Origin of the sequence: Bacillus sp. SKDU12 (assembly GCF_010093085.1) — a bacterium.
In the GTDB taxonomy this organism is placed as follows: Bacteria; Bacillota; Bacilli; order Bacillales; family Bacillaceae; genus Bacillus; species Bacillus mexicanus.
The window spans coordinates 1-16957 of record NZ_MSRC01000013.1; the positions used below are offsets into that span (position 1 = coordinate 1).

Genomic DNA, 16957 nt, shown 5'->3' on the forward strand with positions numbered 1-16957 from the left:
GTTATCTAGTTTTGAGAGAACATCTCTCATTTTGTTTGGTGGCGATAGCGAAGAGGTCACACCCGTTCCCATGCCGAACACGGAAGTTAAGCTCTTCAGCGCCGATGGTAGTCGGGGGTTTCCCCCTGTGAGAGTAGGACGCCGCCAAGCTGTTAACTTAATTTATTATCATCGCGGGGTGGAGCAGTTCGGTAGCTCGTCGGGCTCATAACCCGAAGGTCGCAGGTTCAAATCCTGCCCCCGCAACCAAATATATAAAATGGAATAGGGAGTGCCCGAAAGGCGCAGCCAAAATCATTTTATACAAATATGGTCCGGTAGTTCAGTTGGTTAGAATGCCTGCCTGTCACGCAGGAGGTCGCGGGTTCGAGTCCCGTCCGGACCGCCATTATTGTAAACGAAACGATCATGTTTTCGTTTTTTTTTGTGTTCTCTTTTACTGATCTTCTGCTTGGTGTCATAGCCAAGCTTTCTTTATATCAACAACATCTTGGATATTCCAGCAAAATTCGATACACTAAGAAGAGCACATATAAATATAAGCCGGAAAGGTGGTTTTGGTTCATGGATGAATTTGATTTAATACATAACATTACTCCGCGGACCATTCACCATTCTTCCGTTGATGTAGGGATAGGTGATGACGCAGCGCTCTACACTGCGAAACACGGCGTTCAAGAAATTGTTTGTGTTGATACGATGGTAGAAGATGTGCACTTTACATTACACTATTCCTCACCTGAAGATATAGGGTATAAGGCATTAGCCGTTAATATAAGTGATATTGCCGCGATGGGAGGCATTCCTAAATTTTATTTGGTATCACTTGCGGTACCTCCAAAATGGACGGAATCTGAAATCAAAGCAATGTATGAAGGAATGAATGAACTGGCGAAACTATATCAGATGGATTTGATTGGCGGCGACACAGTCTCTACCTCTGACAAATTAGTCGTAACCGTTACTGTGATCGGTGAAGTAGCAAAGGGACGAGCCTGTTTGCGCAGCTTGGCAAGACCAAATGATATTGTGTTTGTTACAGGGGAAGTCGGTTCTTCTGCAGCAGGGCTATCTATATTATTAGAGAAGACTAAACTTCAAAATACAGCTGTTGACACGGATTACTTTATCAACAGGCATAAGCGGCCTCAGCCAAGAGTAAGTGTCGGCAAAATATGCTCGAGTTTTAAGCGGGCATCTTTAAATGATATCAGTGACGGATTGGCCAGCGAACTAAATGAGATTGCAGAAGCCAGCGGTGTTTCAATTGAAATTGATGAAAGCCTGCTTCCAGTCCATTCTAGTTTGCTTAAGCTTCATTTGAGCTGGAAAGAATGGGCTTTGTTTGGCGGCGAGGATTATGAATTGACAGGCACGGTCTCAAAAGAGGAATGGGAAGTGTTGAAGCAGGAGTGCGAAACACGGCAACTGCCCATCACGAAGATTGGCCATGTCAGAGAAAAAACAGACTCAAACGTGATCCTAAAAACAGATAAAACAGCAATGACCTTAGAGAAAAAAGGATATAATCATTTTAAATAAGACGGGTGACTCGTGTGAAGCAATTAAAGTGGAGAACTGAAAATCCTGAAGAAACAAAAGCGATAGCAAAACTTGCGGCAACGTTTGCTAAACCGGGAGACGTCCTGACATTAGAGGGCGATTTAGGAGCCGGAAAAACGACTTTTACAAAAGGTTTTGCGGAAGGACTCGGCATTACACGTGTTGTGAACAGTCCGACTTTTACCATTATAAAAGAATATAACGATGGCATACTTCCGCTTTATCATATGGATGTGTATAGAATGGAAGATGAAAGTGAAGACCTTGGGCTTGATGAATATTTTCACGGACAAGGTGTCTGTCTCGTTGAGTGGGCCCATTTAATTGAAGAACAGCTTCCGCAGGAACGACTGCAAATAGTCATCAAAAGAGCTGGGGATGATGAGCGGGAAATAACCTTTACTGCTGTTGGGGATCGGTATGAAATGCTTTGTGAGGAGATAAGTAGACATGACAATATTAGCAATTGATACATCCAATTATGCGTTGGGCATTGCGCTGCTTAGAGAAGAAACTGTCATAGCAGAACATATTACATATTTGAAAAAGAACCACTCTGTAAGAGCGATGCCTGCTGTTCATTCATTGCTGAATGATTGTGAGATGACACCGCGGGACCTTTCTAAAATTGTCGTTGCAAAAGGCCCCGGCTCATACACAGGAGTAAGAATCGGTGTAACGCTCGCTAAAACGCTTGCCTGGTCATTAAACATTCCGATTACTGCTGTTTCAAGTCTTGAGGCGCTCGCAGCAAATGGACGGCATTTTGACGGTCTGATCAGTCCTATCTTTGATGCAAGACGGGGACAGGTGTACACAGGCCTGTATGAATACAAAAAAGGGCTTTTAGAGCAAGTAGTTTCTGATCAGAACGTGATGCTGGCCGAATGGCTGGAGCTGCTAAATGAAAAGGATCGCCCTGTTTTGTTTATAGGTCATGATACTTCTATTCACAAGCAAATGATAGAGGATGTGCTTGGAAGTAAAGGGATCATTGGAGCAGCAGCTCAGCATAATCCGCGTCCTTCAGAATTGGCTTTTCTAGGGGCGGAAAAGAAAGCAGAAGATGTTCACAGACTTGTTCCGGAGTACTTGCGTCTGGCAGAAGCTGAGGCGAAATGGATTGAAAGCCAAAAGTAGGGTGATAGGATGAAAACAAAAGCAGCGGTCAGAAACATGCAGCTTGATGATATTGATCACGTATACGAAATTGAAACCTCCTCCTTTACGTCTCCTTGGACGAAGGATTCATTTCATCATGAGCTTTTGGAAAATCCGTATGCTCATTATCTTGTGATTGAAAAGGACGGTCATGTTGTTGGTTATTGCGGGATTTGGATTGTGATGGATGACGCTCAAATTACAAATATAGCGATAAAACCGGAATATCGCGGCCAGTCTTTGGGAGAAGCACTTTTTCGCTCAGCGGTTGAATTGTGCAAAGAAAAAGATGCAAGGCGGCTTTCGCTTGAAGTGAGGGTTTCCAATCATACCGCTCAAGGTTTATATAAGAAATTCGGAATGCAGCCCGGCGGAATAAGAAAGAACTATTATACTGATAACGGGGAAGATGCGTTAATTATGTGGGTGACGATAAATGAGTGAGCAAAAAGAGATTTATGTATTAGGAATAGAAACAAGCTGTGATGAGACAGCGGCAGCTATCGTAAAAAATGGGAATGAAATCATTTCAAATGTAGTAGCCTCTCAAATTGAAAGTCATAAGCGATTTGGAGGAGTTGTTCCGGAAATTGCTTCAAGGCATCATGTTGAGCAAATCACTTTGGTCATAGAAGAAGCCTTTCGCAAAGCCGGCATGACGTATAGTGATATTGATGCAATCGCAGTAACTGAAGGACCGGGACTAGTGGGAGCGCTTCTGATCGGAGTGAATGCTGCTAAAGCCTTAAGTTTTGCCCATCATATTCCGTTAGTTGGTGTCCATCATATAGCCGGTCATATATACGCGAATCGTCTGGTAGAAGAGATCGTGTTTCCCGCTTTGGCATTGGTTGTTTCAGGGGGCCATACGGAATTGGTGTATATGAAGGAACACGGATCTTTTGAAGTCATTGGGGAAACTCTTGATGATGCAGCAGGAGAAGCTTATGACAAAGTGGCGCGAACGATGGGACTGCCATACCCGGGCGGACCGCAAATTGACAAGCTTGCTGAAAAAGGGGATGACAATATTCCGCTTCCTCGGGCTTGGCTTGAAGAGGGCTCTTACAATTTCAGCTTCAGCGGGTTGAAGTCTGCGGTGATCAATACGCTTCATAATGCGTCTCAAAAAGGACAGGAGATTGCTCCTGAAGATTTGTCTGCCAGTTTCCAAAATAGCGTGATTGATGTCTTGGTGACCAAAACAGCGCGCGCTGCAAAGGAATACGGTGTCAAACAGGTCCTTTTAGCTGGAGGAGTGGCTGCAAATAGCGGTCTTAGAGCTGCATTAGAAAAAGAATTTGCCCAGAATGAAGAGATGACGCTCATCATTCCTCCATTAGCGTTATGCACGGATAACGCCGCGATGATCGCTGCTGCTGGAACAGTTGCTTTTGAAAAAGGAATACGCGGTGCATATGATATGAATGGGCAGCCTGGCCTTGAATTGACTTCCTATCAAAGTCTCACGATATAATGGCGTGAGGCTTTTTTCTTTTTTATTAAAAGCTGATTCACAATCTATCCACAGAAATAGGCGTGCTGATGGAGATATAGAAAAATAAAGGGTTGAAGACACTGTTAGTAAAGTGGATATATTCAGAATATTATGTGGATAATGTGTATAATCGCTTACTTCATTTGCTTATGAGGTTAATTTCTGTGGATAAAAAAGCACCTCTAAAAAGAGGTGCTTGACTTTTTTAAGCTTCTTCTGTGGATAGCTCTTCCCATTCGGACAAAAGGGTTTCCAGCTCTTGATTGAGCTTCTCGTTGTCTGCATGAATGGCTTGTACCTTTTCGTGGTCTTGGTAGACTTCCGGATCACATAGCAATTCATCGTTGTGACTGATGTTTTCTTCAATAGTTTGAACTGCAGCTTCAATTTCTTCAATTCGACGAAGGCGTTGGCGTTCTTTCTTTTTCCATTCTTTTTCTTCTTCGTAGGTGCGTTTTGAGTCAGACTTCACTGCAGCAGGTGTCTTTTCAGTTTCCTCTTGCTGCTTCATTTTCTCTAATTCTAATTGCTCTGTTTTTTTCTCTGTATAATAATCGTAATCTCCGAGATACTCTTCTATATGGTTTGATGAAAGCTCCAATACCCTTGTGGCGATTCTGTTAATAAAATATCTGTCATGTGAGACAAATAACAGTGTGCCTGGATAGTCAATCAGCGCGTTTTCGAGAACTTCTTTGCTATCTAAGTCCAAATGGTTTGTCGGTTCATCAAGGATGAGAAAATTGGCTTTTTGAAGCATTAGCTTAGCCAGCGCCAGTCTTGCTTTTTCGCCCCCGCTCAGTGAATGGACCGGTTTCAGCACGTCATCTCCAGAGAATAAGAAATTTCCAAGACAAGTTCGGATTTCTTTCTCCGGAAGACCGGGGTACTCATCCCACAGCTCATCAAGGACACGTTTGGAGGAAGTCAGTTCAGCCTGCTCCTGATCATAGTAGCCGACACTGACATTCGAGCCATAGGAGATCGTTCCTTGATCTGGCTTTAAGGTGTCCATTAATGTTTTCAGCAATGTCGATTTACCGATTCCGTTAGGGCCGACGAGCGCTGCGCTTTCTCCTCTTGTGAGCATAAACGATACTTCTGATAACAGCGGCGGCTGGTTTTCATAGCTGATTGTGAGATCCTCAACACGCAAGACTTCATTTCCGCTCTGCTTTGTAATATCAAAATGAAAGCTTGCAGATTTTTCATCGCCGAGCGGCTTTGACATGACTTCCATTCGCTCGAGCTGCTTGCGGCGGCTTTGCGCTCTTTTTGTGGTAGAAGCTCTCGCCAGATTTCGGTCTACGAAGTCCTGAAGCTTTGCGATTTCATCCTGCTGCTTTTCATACACTTTAAGATCTTTCTCATATTGTGCAGCTTTTTGGTCGAGATAAGCGCTATAGTTGCCATGATACTTTTTACTATCGGCTCTTGAAACCTCGTAGACTTGGTTGACCACTTTGTCTAAAAAGTAGCGGTCATGCGAAACGATGAGAATGGCGCCTGAATAGCCTTGCAAATAATGCTCAAGCCAGGTTAACGTATTAATATCAAGGTGGTTTGTCGGCTCATCAAGAATGAGCAAATCAGGCTGTGTTAACAGAAGTTTACCAAGAGCAAGCCTTGTTTTCTGGCCTCCGCTCAGGCTTTGCACCTGTGTTGAATCGTCAAAATGGCTGAAGCCGAGACCGTGCAGTACTGATCTGACATCCGCTTCATATTGATAGCCGCCTTGATCTTTGAATTCCTGCTGAAGCCGGTCATAGGTTTTCATGATGCTTTCCAATTCATCTGGAGCAGCTGCTGCCATTTTTTCTTCTATAACACGCATTTCCTTTTCCATTGCTTTTAAGTGGTCAAAAACGGTCAACAGTTCTTCTTTTATGGTAAGCTTAGAATCCAAGCCCGTATGTTGGGCAAGGTATCCCATTGTCATATCTTTCGGTTTAATAATTTCGCCCTTTTCATATGAAAGCTGACCTGCGATAATTTTAAGGAGGGTGGATTTCCCCGCGCCATTTCTTCCTACAATGGCGATGCGATCACGATTTCTGACTTCCAGCTTTATATTGTTTAAAATAGTATCAGCACCAAATGATTTGGACAGCTGATTAACTTGTAAGATCATCATATTATTTCACCTCTGCTATAATAAGTTAAGTGTAGCTTATGAATCAGAAGTCAGCAAACAATACATTGTACGAAAAGGCTTAGAGAAGGAAATAGTGTATGATCTTTTTAAGGAGAGTTTGAATATGAATGGATTTTCTCATTTTAATGAACAGGGCAGAGCCCAGATGGTGGACATCAGCGAAAAATCTTCGACTGTCCGTACTGCGGCGGCTGTTTCAAGCGTACATATGAAGAATGAAGTGTACGAGAAAATAAAAAGTCACGATATCGGCAAAGGAGATGTACTGGCTGTCGCACAGGTGGCAGGTATAATGGCCGCAAAGCAAACGTCCAATATCATTCCGATGTGCCATCCGCTTTCACTGAGCGGAGTAGATATATCATTTGACTGGAAAATAAATGAAACTGGAGTTATACTTCATATAAAGGCACAAGTCAAAACAAAAGGGAGTACAGGTGTGGAAATGGAAGCGCTCACTTCTGCATCGGTGTGTGCTCTTACTGTTTACGATATGTGCAAGGCCCTTGATAAAGGCATGGTCATCGGTCCTACTTTCTTGCTGGAGAAGACTGGCGGGAAAAACGGTGACTTTAAAAGAGAACTATCCGAGTATAATGTGGGGGACCAAAAATGAATAAGGATCAATCAAAAATTCCGCAGGCGACGGCAAAACGGCTGCCGCTTTACTATCGCTTTTTAAAGAATCTGCATGCGTCAGGAAAACAGCGTGTATCATCTGCTGAGCTGAGTGATGCCGTAAAGGTTGATTCTGCTACGATTCGCAGGGATTTTTCCTATTTTGGAGCTCTTGGCAAAAAAGGATATGGATATAATGTGGATTATTTGCTGTCTTTTTTCCGAAAAACACTTGATCAGGATGAGATGACAAACGTCATTTTGATTGGTGTCGGGAATCTGGGCACGGCATTTCTTCACTATAACTTCACAAAAAATAATAACACAAAAATTTCTATGGCTTTTGATATCAATGAGAGCAAAATAGGACGTGAGGTAGGCGGTGTGCCTGTCTTTAACCTAAATGACCTTGAACAACACGTAAAAGATGAATCAGTCGCCATTCTTACAGTGCCAGCCATTGCCGCTCAATCGATTACAGACAGATTGGTCGCATTAGGAGTCAAAGGCATCCTTAATTTTACGCCGGCCCGTTTGAATGTGCCGGAACACATTCGAATTCATCATATAGATTTAGCTGTAGAGCTTCAGTCACTGGTTTATTTCTTGAAGCATTATTCAGTTTTAGAGGAAATCTAGTAAAAGGGAAGGAGGAGCCCACATATGCCGATCGGTCCTGGAAGCTTTGCTGTTATCGCAATCGTTGCTCTGATCATCTTCGGTCCCAAAAAGCTGCCTGAATTGGGGAAAGCAGCGGGAGACACACTTCGTGAATTCAAAAATGCGACGAAAGGGTTAACGAGTGATGAAGAGGAAAAAAAGAAAGAAGAACTGTAAGGTAGGATGACACGTATGAAAGTGAATCAAATGTCGCTTCTGGAGCATATTGCTGAGCTTCGAAAACGGCTGCTGGTTGTGGCGCTGGCATTTGTCGTTTTCTTTATCGCAGGATTTTTTGCAGCGAAGCCGATTATTGTTTATCTGCAAAAAACGGATGAAGCGAAGGAGCTTACGCTTAACGCGTTTAATCTGACAGACCCGCTTGTGGTGTTTATGCAATTCGCGTTTATCATTGGGGTTGTCCTGACTTCACCGATTATTCTTTACCAGCTTTGGGCTTTTGTGAGCCCAGGCCTCTATGAGAAAGAGCGCAAAATAACACTCGGCTACATTCCGATCTCTATATTGCTGTTTTTAGCGGGACTATCCTTTTCTTATTATATTTTATTTCCTTTTGTTGTTGATTTTATGAAGCGAATCTCTGAAGACTTGAATGTCAATCAGGTGATTGGAATTAATGAATATTTTCATTTTCTTTTGCAGCTGACGATCCCGTTTGGACTGCTGTTCCAAATGCCGGTTATCCTCATGTTTTTGACTAGGCTTGGCATTGTGACACCGATGCTCTTAGCGAAAATCAGAAAGTACGCGTACTTTGCGCTGCTGGTGATTGCTGCCCTGATTACGCCTCCTGAGCTTTTGTCTCATATGATGGTCACTGTTCCGCTCTTGATTTTATATGAAATCAGCATTTTTATATCGAAGATCGCCTATCGAAAAGCACAGAAAAGCACTGCTGCCGACCAGGACGTATCTTCTGGACAATCATAAAAAATCCATTTCTCATGTGAGAAATGGATTTTCTTTATTTCTGGTTCTTTTTGAGTTTAAATGAAAAAGCGAACATCTTAAAAGAAATGCTGATGTTGTAAGCGGCGAATACCATCAGAAGGATGGAGTAAAATGACCACATGCTGCCTGGCGAGCTTGCGGCAAGATAAGTAAAGATGCACCCTACGGCAAAATAGATCATTCCCCAAACGACCGGGTTTCTCATAAAAATAATCCTCCAATAATCAATTGCATTTGTGCGGTCTGCTGTTCAAGATACTTTTGAACAGGCTCAAGCTGTGTGATGACGACAAATGTATTCATCATCACATGGGCGAAAATCGGCACCCAAATCCGTTTTGTTCTTGCATACAAGAAAGCGAAGGTAAACCCCATTGCTGTATAGAGAAGAAGGTGCTTCAAATCAGCATGCACAATTCCGAAAATAATCGAGCTGAGTAGTCCTGCAAAAAAGAAATTCGTTTTCTCGTACAGCGCCCCGAAAATGATTTTTCTGAAGATGATTTCTTCCAATATAGGCCCGATAATTGAAGAAACGACCATCATGAATGGGACTGCCTGAATGACATCAAGAATAGCTTGTGTATTTTCTGATTCTCTTCCGATACCAAACACATAATATTCAATAGAGCCTGCAATCATTTGAGAGAAGAGAGCAATGAATAAACCGGCTATCGCCCACAGAATAGAAAGTCCGACGGAGTCTTTCCGGCCGTTCCGCAATGTTTCTTTCGGTACAGTTCTCAGGATGAGCAGAACGACAATGAGACAGGCGATAAAGCTGATAACGGACCATAATCCTTGTGCTTGCACGAGATTTTCATTTGTAGGCTTTCCTCCGGCATAGCCGAGTTTAAATAACAAGGGAATTCCGACTATGAAAGAAAACTGCATAATGACATATGTCAAAATAATAAACCAATATTGTTTTCGCAAATGATATGTACTCCTTTGTTAAGTGGGTTTCGTTCATCTACAGCTATTGTAACATAATCAGATAAGGGGTGAAAAAGCTAACGGATAAGGGATCTGAAAAGAATAATGTAAGCGTGAAATTTTTTTTATCTTATCACTTGAAATTGGAAGTAAGATTCTTTATTATAATAATTGTGTTAGCACTCTTTAGTGTCGAGTGCTAAAATTACATATTCATACTATTGAGGAGGTTATTACATTGTTAAAGCCATTAGGTGATCGCGTTGTCATTGAACTCGTAGAATCTGAAGAAAAAACTGCCAGCGGAATTGTGTTACCGGATTCTGCAAAAGAAAAACCGCAAGAAGGCAAAATCGTGGCAGCTGGTTCAGGTCGCGTGTTAGAAAGCGGAGAGCGCGTTGCTTTAGAAGTAAAAGAGGGCGACCGCATTATCTTCTCAAAATACGCAGGTACTGAAGTGAAATACGAAGGTACTGAATACTTAATCTTACGTGAAAGCGACATTTTAGCTGTTATTGGCTAATTCTTAAATAAAAAACATTTAAAAATTCGAGGAGGTACTGTAAACATGGCAAAAGATATTAAGTTTAGTGAAGAAGCTCGCCGCGCAATGCTACGCGGGGTCGATGCACTTGCTGATGCTGTAAAAGTAACTTTAGGACCAAAAGGACGCAATGTGGTTCTAGAGAAAAAATTCGGTTCTCCGTTAATCACAAATGACGGTGTAACAATCGCAAAAGAAATCGAGCTTGAAGACGCGTTTGAAAACATGGGTGCTAAGCTTGTTGCTGAAGTAGCCAGCAAAACAAACGACGTTGCCGGTGACGGTACAACAACTGCGACAGTTCTTGCGCAAGCTATGATTCGTGAAGGCCTTAAAAACGTAACAGCAGGCGCTAATCCTGTAGGCGTTCGTAAAGGTATGGAAAAAGCTGTAGCGGTTGCAATCGAAAACTTAAAAGAAATTTCTAAGCCGATTGAAGGCAAAGAGTCTATCGCTCAGGTTGCTGCGATTTCTGCTGCAGATGAGGAAGTCGGAAGCCTTATCGCTGAAGCAATGGAGCGCGTAGGAAACGACGGCGTTATCACAATCGAAGAGTCTAAAGGCTTTACAACTGAGCTTGAAGTTGTGGAAGGTATGCAATTCGACCGCGGATATGCGTCTCCTTACATGGTAACTGACTCTGATAAGATGGAAGCGGTTCTTGACAATCCTTACATCCTAATCACAGACAAAAAAATTACAAATATCCAAGAAATCCTTCCAGTGCTTGAGCAGGTTGTTCAGCAAGGCAAGCCATTGCTTCTGATCGCAGAAGACGTTGAAGGTGAAGCACTTGCAACACTTGTTGTGAACAAACTCCGCGGCACATTTAACGCTGTGGCTGTTAAAGCTCCTGGCTTCGGTGACCGTCGTAAAGCAATGCTCGAAGACATCGCTGTCCTTACTGGCGGAGAAGTTATCACAGAAGATCTTGGCCTTGACCTGAAATCAACTCAAATCACACAATTGGGACGCGCTTCTAAAGTTGTCGTTACAAAAGAAAACACAACAATCGTGGAAGGCGCTGGCGAAACAGACAAAATTTCTGCCCGCGTGACTCAAATCCGCGCCCAAGTGGAAGAAACAACTTCTGAGTTCGACAGAGAAAAATTACAAGAGCGTCTTGCGAAACTTGCTGGCGGCGTAGCTGTCATCAAAGTCGGTGCTGCGACTGAAACTGAGCTGAAAGAGCGTAAACTTCGCATCGAAGACGCCCTGAACTCAACTCGCGCAGCTGTTGAAGAAGGCATCGTATCCGGCGGTGGTACAGCGCTTGTCAACGTATATAACAAAGTCGCTGCAGTTGAAGCTGAAGGCGATGCGCAAACAGGTATCAACATCGTGCTTCGCGCGCTTGAAGAGCCAATTCGCCAAATCGCACACAATGCAGGTCTTGAAGGATCTGTCATCGTTGAGCGCCTCAAAAACGAAAAAATCGGCGTAGGCTTCAACGCTGCAACTGGCGAATGGGTAAACATGATCGACAAAGGTATCGTTGACCCAACAAAAGTAACACGCTCTGCACTGCAAAACGCTGCATCTGTAGCGGCTATGTTGTTAACAACAGAAGCTGTTGTCGCTGACAAGCCAGAAGAAAACGCTGGCGGCGGTGCTGGTATGCCTGATATGGGCGGCATGGGCGGTATGGGTGGAATGATGTAATCAAACGGCGAAAACCCTTGATATAACAAGGGTTTGACCGTTGATTTCATCTGAAATGCTCAAAAAAATAACATTTTGATAACATTTCTTCATGAAATCCCGATATTGAGGATGTTTCCGAAAGTCTCCTGGACTTTTTGCGAAGCATCCTCTTTCAATTTCAGTTACGTGTGTGTAAATTCTCATTGTGGTTTTCATATCATCGTGACCAACTCTTTTCATGATCGTTGTAATGTCTACCCGGGCTTCGGTCAACATGCTGATGTGTGTGTGCTCTGAAAATATGGGGAGTTGCATGCTTCTTAATAGATGTTCTAAATTGGCTCTTTTAATATTCTTGTACACTCTTTGAATTGATCAGTATCTTTCATATTATCAATATCCAGTAGAAAAGCTGGGAAAGCAGCTGGCTTATTTTCCACCTGTATCTCCGTTATTTTCTCCTGCCAACAATCCATAATTACAGCCACATGGTGCTATTTATGCAAATCTACTCTTATGTACAAATGTTTCATAGCGCTCATCCTCCTATTCGGTTTCAATGAAAATGCCAGTATCCTTAGTTCGAGCGTTGACCAATTGGTGCACAATGGTACGCTAGCCTGTTCACTTTTATTTACTTGTCCTTCAATCTATAAGAAATATACCCAACAACGTTCAATTCTTCACTCTCCTGTTACATAAATTACAATTTATGTAACATTTTTTAGCGAATAGCGAGTATTATACGGCTCTTCTCAAGAAAAATACAACCTTATTTTTTATTTTGTTTTCGTTATTGCAACCTTTTGGGTTAGCCATTGTTTATCGCCACGAGCCTTGTCATTCTCGTTAGTTTAATTGCTTTGTAGTATCTTAAAGTATTCCTGCCTTATAAAATGTCATCTCGTTCGGTTCTCGTACCTTTTTCGATAGTTAAAGTTTTACAAACGTGCTCCTTGATGGTATACAGGGTCTCTTTTTCACGCCCCTCCTCTTAATTCATTTAATTAGCTGTTATACACAAAAAAGCACTTGTTGTCCTTTGACAATCAAGTGCCTTATATCGCTAAATAGAGCAGTGTATTTGTTGACTTATCTTTTTAATCATCCTGTAAGCCTATTACAATCCATTCATCAATAATATCCCAGAAATCAACATTATATTCTGGCTGATCATTCGTAAACCACAGTGTTGCTAAGTTTTCCTGACAATTGTTTAAATCTACAGCAACATATCCACCCATTCCATTCTCAAAAAATCCATAGGTAGTATCAATATTAATTCCTAAAGGCTCATCCAAATCCTCAAGAATTCCCCATTCATATTCACTAAAATGAGTTATTCGCTCTAACGGTATTAAGCCCATTGCACGACTTGGAAAATAATAAAACCCGTTGTGTAACTCTTCATAAAAGTTATTAATGGATTTAGGAACACTCGACCAGACTTGGTTCATTTTTAACTTATGAAGAGATTTGTTCGGTAATCCTCCTTCATAATAAAGAATTTCATCATTTTCACTTTTAACACTGTATAGTACAGCATATTGTCCATTATCTATAATAAGTTCGAATTCTAAGAGATTCTCCTGTAAATACATTATAGTATTACTTAATTCTTTTTCACATACACTATTCCATAAAGCTATTAATTTATTTTTTCTTTCAGCCTTATTAGTTTCAATAAGTACCTCCATCCACTTTTCAGGAATATGCTTTTTTTCAATATTGAGTAAGTCTTCTTTAGACACAAACTCGATGCTTTTTCTGTATTGTTTTAGAAAAGACAATTTATCCATTTAGATCTCCTCCCTTTTTATTTATGTTATTAAACTCATCTATCATTTTTTGAATTTCAATTTCTAATTCTTTTTCTTTTAGTATCATTTTCTTCCTAAACTCAGCGTTTACAGGAATATTTTCTTTTTTGTATATATACCAATCTGCATAAGATTTCGGACCTTTTGAGGTATTTGCCGCTTCACTAAGTCCTATAAAATTCTCTACAAAGTTGGCTACTTCCTTTTGTTGTTTATAAGTTAACGTTTCAAAACCTTCCATACGAGCCATTTTCTCCAATGAAACAATATGGTCTGCATGTAATTTCTTATCAATTATTTTGCCAGGTAAAGCAAAGTCTTCTGTTCCAATTATATCATCTATATTTTTATTTACTTCTTTTTGTATCTTGGAAGAAGGAGAAGCTCTTCTTAATTTACCATATGTTTGGTCAGAAATTTTCCTTTCACCATATCTTGCACCTTGCGTGCTTTTACCCGTACCCTTATTGTTAGAACGTTCAGATCTTCTGAGAACACTCTCTTTTTTATCTTCAATCATACTTTTTAATAGAGGAGTATTTTTTGCGTTATACGTATTCTCGATGTCTTGTGCAATCCCCACAAGTGCAAGATCATTCTTATTTTTAACGAAAGAATTTAGATAAGATTTGCCTTTGTTTATCCCTTTATTGACATGAGCAGCGGCTGTTCCACCTTCAACTACTTTACCTACTTTAGAAAGCTTGGTAGTCGTTTGCACTGCGGAACCCGCACCTTTTGTACCAACGATATTTCCTGCCACATAACTGATATAATGCCCTTTTTCGTATGCATTACCATTTATCATTCCATGAGTCGACAAGGTTTGTCCAGATGATTTTTGAATAAGAAGGTACGCTTAAAACTGTTGTAATTGTTTGTGTGAGTTTTAGTTCGATAGGGAGCTGAGAATAGTCCCATGCGCCCACAACCAAGTCTTTGACGCCATATATCGTATCGTCAATCGCATCGTTAATTACATCATTAACCCCGTCGACGATATTAATTACTGTCTTACCGGCATTGATTGTACCATGCCTATTACAATCAAGCTAAAGGAAATCCTTAAAGAACGTAACCTTTCACAGCGTGAATTGGCACGAATGACAGGTCTGTGACCAAATACAATAAGCCATCTTTGTTCAGACAACGTAGACAGGGGTTATTTATCGACATTAGAAACGGTATGCAAAGTGTTAGACATCGACATTCAGGAGTTAATCGAGGTGGAGTAGTCCTCACTTTAGTAATCGTTCTATGTACGTCAAAGTTGCGAAAAAATTTAAAGTCTGGGGAAAAACGAAGGTAAAAGATTTGACGATGAAAATGGTGGTAACTGATGATTTTGTGATTACTTTTAAGAGGTAGAATACATTAAATAGGTCATACGTTTTAAAGGGGTTGTACGTACTTTATAATTTGTTAAAACATTATATAGGGCTTACAAGGCTTATCTCCACTCTGAAAATAATAAGTGGTTTATTCGGCACTAGGTAGCCCCCCAAAAAAAGAAACCTTGGAAGACATTTTGCCAATCAAGGTTTCAAATAAATTACATTATATCTTAGGTATATCAATCTCTTTGCCTGGAGACTTGCTAATTAGAACGTCAGGAAGGTCTGGGTTATTCTTTTTTAACTTATACTTTTGAATTTTTGTTAATTTTGGGTCAAAGGAAATGTCTTGTGATTTAAAGTCTAGGCTTAGTAGTTTATTATAATTCTTCCTCAAAAAAACTTTCCATTCCTCTAACGAAGAACTTGAAATTTCTTCTGAACTCTCTAACAAACGATGGCCATCTGCATAATGAAATATTAGTAAACCAGTCCCAAAATCACAAGCTTCATTATCTAAGATAACTGTTGGTACTTCAAACCCACTATTCCAATTATAATTGGCAGCAAAGTAATGGAGTATCAGTGGATTATTTACTTTTTTTAACTGGCTGATTAAAATATTTTTATCTGTATTATAAAGCAACCCCACCAGATAAGTAATTTCTGAGTTAACCATCAACTAAATCAATTCTCCATACCTTTAAGATTTATCTTACTCATAATTTGTAGCAGCAATAAAATCAAAAGCACCTGTTGAACTAATTTCATTTGTATATTGAAAATTATATATTAAAATTACTGCATTATATGATTTCTTTAGGTTTATACTTTTCTGGATTTTTGGGATGACAATTTCTTCATACGAACACCCATCTAATAATGCTGAAATATCATTACTACTATTCTTATAGACCGCTTTTTCTATAGTATCCTCATCTGTTTCATCCATATCAATATTAAAATCGATAAAAAATTGGGATGGGACAGACTCGCCATCCTCATCATACGATAAATCAACATACTCTCCTATTGAGTCCTCATCGTTAATATTCCCTAACCAAATTGAAACCCATCCTTGTTTTTCCATTATAGTAGCCTCCTACTTTAATCTTTTAATCTTAGACCTTGTGGTAAAGACGAAACTCCACCCTCTAATCTATAATTAGCCCAATTATTAAGTCGTCTAACAAATGTATTATAGTCGCTAGAAGTATCTATTATTGCTAACAATTCATTATGTGCTTTAGTTGAGCCTAACCCTCCATGAACACCGTTTGGATTGACAAATTTGACATCGGATATAGCTGTTCTTAAATCTTTAATTTCTTCAGCACCAATATCCCAATACTTAAATTGAGGAGCCCTTGAAACTAAGTGCCACTCATGTAAACCTCCAGGTTCTCTAAGTTGACGTTCAATTTTCTTTCTAATCTTTTTATCTTTCCAAAGTTCGTCTAGTTCATTGCTTGTAAGGGAATTGAAGAATTTGTTAAAATTCCCGCTCTTTGCAGTTGGTATATCATCAACAGTTAAATTTGTTATATCTTTAGTATTTTCTATACCCATACTGTTAGAACGTTCAGATCTTCTGAGAACACTCTCTTTTTTATCTTCAATCATACTTTTTAATAGAGGAGTATTTTTTGCGTTATACGTATTCTCGATGTCTTGTGCAATCCCCACAAGTGCAAGATCATTCTTATTTTTAACGAAAGAATGGAGATAAGCTTTGCCTTTATTTATCCCTTTGTTCACATGAGCAGCGGCTGTTCCACCTTCAACCACTTTACCTACTTTAGAAAGCTTGGAAGTGGTTTGCACTGCGGCACCCGCACCTTTTGGACCGACGATATTTCCGACCACATAACTGATATAATGCCCTTTTTCGTATGCATCGCCATTTACCATTTTATCATTCCATGAATCGGCGAGGTTTGTCCAGATGATTTTTGAATAAGAAGGGACGCTCAAAACGGTTGTAATTGTTTTTGTTAGTTTCAGTTCGGTAGGAAGCTGTGAATATTCCCATGCGCCCACAGCCAAGTCTTT

18 protein-coding genes, 2 tRNA genes, 1 rRNA gene and 3 pseudogenes are annotated in these 16957 nt (G+C 40.5%); 15 read left to right on the forward strand and 9 right to left on the reverse strand.

Annotated features, from left to right (window positions below; translation table 11 throughout):
* Positions 1-34 precede the first annotated feature (34 nt).
* From rrf to tsaD, 8 genes are all read left to right on the forward strand, one after another.
* Positions 35-150 (forward strand): 5S ribosomal RNA (gene rrf, locus BTW01_RS11965).
* 22 nt (positions 151-172) lie between these two features.
* Positions 173-249, forward strand: a tRNA-Met gene (locus BTW01_RS11970).
* A gap of 62 nt (positions 250-311) precedes the next feature.
* Positions 312-388: transfer RNA gene (locus tag BTW01_RS11975), tRNA-Asp, on the forward strand.
* 176 nt (positions 389-564) lie between these two features.
* Positions 565-1542 (forward strand): thiamine-phosphate kinase, encoded by a 978-nt coding sequence (gene thiL, locus BTW01_RS11980; RefSeq protein WP_162103202.1) that lies wholly within the window; start codon positions 565-567, stop codon positions 1540-1542.
* 14 nt (positions 1543-1556) lie between these two features.
* Positions 1557-2033 carry a tRNA (adenosine(37)-N6)-threonylcarbamoyltransferase complex ATPase subunit type 1 TsaE gene (gene tsaE / locus BTW01_RS11985; protein ID WP_162103203.1) on the forward strand — a complete coding sequence of 159 codons (477 nt, stop codon included), beginning with the start codon at positions 1557-1559 and terminating at the stop codon, positions 2031-2033.
* On the forward strand, positions 2014-2703 hold the full coding sequence (gene tsaB / locus BTW01_RS11990; RefSeq protein ID WP_162103204.1) for a tRNA (adenosine(37)-N6)-threonylcarbamoyltransferase complex dimerization subunit type 1 TsaB: 690 nt from the start codon (positions 2014-2016) through the stop codon (positions 2701-2703). The genes tsaE and tsaB overlap by 20 nt, the downstream gene beginning before the upstream one ends.
* 9 nt (positions 2704-2712) lie before the next feature.
* Positions 2713-3168 (forward strand): ribosomal protein S18-alanine N-acetyltransferase, encoded by a 456-nt coding sequence (gene rimI / locus BTW01_RS11995; RefSeq protein ID WP_162103205.1) that lies wholly within the window; start codon positions 2713-2715, stop codon positions 3166-3168.
* The gene (gene tsaD / locus BTW01_RS12000) at positions 3161-4201 is read left to right on the forward strand and encodes a tRNA (adenosine(37)-N6)-threonylcarbamoyltransferase complex transferase subunit TsaD (RefSeq protein ID WP_162103206.1); all 1041 of its coding nucleotides are present in this window, start codon (positions 3161-3163) and stop codon (positions 4199-4201) included. Before rimI ends, tsaD begins: the two co-directional genes overlap by 8 nt.
* Positions 4202-4427: 226 nt before the next feature.
* Here tsaD and BTW01_RS12005 read toward each other — a convergent pair whose 3' ends face one another.
* Positions 4428-6356, reverse strand: a complete 1929-nt coding sequence (locus tag BTW01_RS12005) for an ABC-F family ATP-binding cassette domain-containing protein (RefSeq protein ID WP_162103207.1) — start codon at positions 6354-6356, stop codon at positions 4428-4430.
* A gap of 124 nt (positions 6357-6480) precedes the next feature.
* Between BTW01_RS12005 and moaC the strand changes: the two genes are divergently transcribed.
* The 4 genes from moaC to tatC are packed head-to-tail and all read left to right on the forward strand — an operon-like array spanning position 6481 to position 8606.
* A complete protein-coding gene (gene moaC, locus BTW01_RS12010; RefSeq protein WP_162103208.1) occupies positions 6481-6993 on the forward strand; it encodes a cyclic pyranopterin monophosphate synthase MoaC in 513 nt (170 codons plus the stop codon).
* Entirely contained in the window at positions 6990-7634 is a 645-nt protein-coding gene (locus BTW01_RS12015; protein WP_162103209.1) for a redox-sensing transcriptional repressor Rex, read from the forward strand. Before moaC ends, BTW01_RS12015 begins: the two co-directional genes overlap by 4 nt.
* A 24-nt stretch (positions 7635-7658) precedes the next feature.
* Positions 7659-7832: a sec-independent protein translocase protein TatAY gene (gene tatAY, locus BTW01_RS12020; RefSeq protein WP_162103210.1), complete on the forward strand. Its 174-nt coding sequence runs from the start codon at positions 7659-7661 to the stop codon at positions 7830-7832.
* Between the two features lie 6 nt (positions 7833-7838).
* Positions 7839-8606 carry a twin-arginine translocase subunit TatC gene (tatC, locus tag BTW01_RS12025; protein WP_162103211.1) on the forward strand — a complete coding sequence of 256 codons (768 nt, stop codon included), beginning with the start codon at positions 7839-7841 and terminating at the stop codon, positions 8604-8606.
* Positions 8607-8640: 34 nt separating this feature from the next.
* Here the strand turns inward: tatC and BTW01_RS12030 are convergent, their stop codons facing one another.
* Both BTW01_RS12030 and BTW01_RS12035 read right to left on the reverse strand, forming a co-directional pair.
* Positions 8641-8832, reverse strand: coding sequence for a YdiK family protein (locus BTW01_RS12030; protein WP_162103212.1), 192 nt, complete (start codon positions 8830-8832; stop codon positions 8641-8643).
* Entirely contained in the window at positions 8829-9563 is a 735-nt protein-coding gene (locus tag BTW01_RS12035) for a CPBP family intramembrane glutamic endopeptidase (RefSeq protein ID WP_162103213.1), read from the reverse strand. Before BTW01_RS12035 ends, BTW01_RS12030 begins: the two co-directional genes overlap by 4 nt.
* A gap of 238 nt (positions 9564-9801) precedes the next feature.
* Here BTW01_RS12035 and groES point away from each other — a divergent pair, with 238 nt between their 5' ends.
* Both groES and groL read left to right on the forward strand, forming a co-directional pair.
* Positions 9802-10086, forward strand: coding sequence for a co-chaperone GroES (groES, locus tag BTW01_RS12040; RefSeq protein WP_003155970.1), 285 nt, complete (start codon positions 9802-9804; stop codon positions 10084-10086).
* 45 nt (positions 10087-10131) lie between these two features.
* Positions 10132-11769, forward strand: coding sequence for a chaperonin GroEL (gene groL / locus BTW01_RS12045; protein ID WP_162103214.1), 1638 nt, complete (start codon positions 10132-10134; stop codon positions 11767-11769).
* An 89-nt stretch (positions 11770-11858) separates the two neighbouring features.
* Here groL and BTW01_RS18485 read toward each other — a convergent pair.
* The 3 genes and pseudogenes from BTW01_RS18485 to BTW01_RS18725 all read right to left on the reverse strand — a co-directional run.
* A pseudogene (locus BTW01_RS18485) lies at positions 11859-12085 on the reverse strand (tyrosine-type recombinase/integrase); the annotation flags it as partial.
* A gap of 766 nt (positions 12086-12851) precedes the next feature.
* The gene (locus BTW01_RS12050; RefSeq protein WP_162103215.1) at positions 12852-13550 is read right to left on the reverse strand and encodes an SMI1/KNR4 family protein; all 699 of its coding nucleotides are present in this window, start codon (positions 13548-13550) and stop codon (positions 12852-12854) included.
* A complete protein-coding gene (locus BTW01_RS18725; protein WP_419724069.1) occupies positions 13543-14379 on the reverse strand; it encodes a hypothetical protein in 837 nt (278 codons plus the stop codon). The genes BTW01_RS12050 and BTW01_RS18725 overlap by 8 nt, the downstream gene beginning before the upstream one ends.
* A gap of 226 nt (positions 14380-14605) precedes the next feature.
* On the opposite strand from BTW01_RS18725, the pseudogene BTW01_RS12065 reads away from it, so the two are divergent.
* Positions 14606-14806, forward strand: a pseudogene (locus tag BTW01_RS12065) (helix-turn-helix domain-containing protein).
* Positions 14807-15128: 322 nt separating this feature from the next.
* Here BTW01_RS12065 and BTW01_RS12070 read toward each other — a convergent pair.
* The 3 genes and pseudogenes from BTW01_RS12070 to BTW01_RS18490 form a co-directional block, all read right to left on the reverse strand.
* Positions 15129-15584, reverse strand: a complete 456-nt coding sequence (locus BTW01_RS12070; RefSeq protein ID WP_162103217.1) for a DUF4274 domain-containing protein — start codon at positions 15582-15584, stop codon at positions 15129-15131.
* Between the two features lie 36 nt (positions 15585-15620).
* Positions 15621-15995: an immunity 22 family protein gene (locus tag BTW01_RS12075; RefSeq protein WP_162103216.1), complete on the reverse strand. Its 375-nt coding sequence runs from the start codon at positions 15993-15995 to the stop codon at positions 15621-15623.
* Between the two features lie 17 nt (positions 15996-16012).
* Positions 16013-16957 (reverse strand): annotated as a pseudogene (locus tag BTW01_RS18490) (hypothetical protein); the annotation flags it as partial.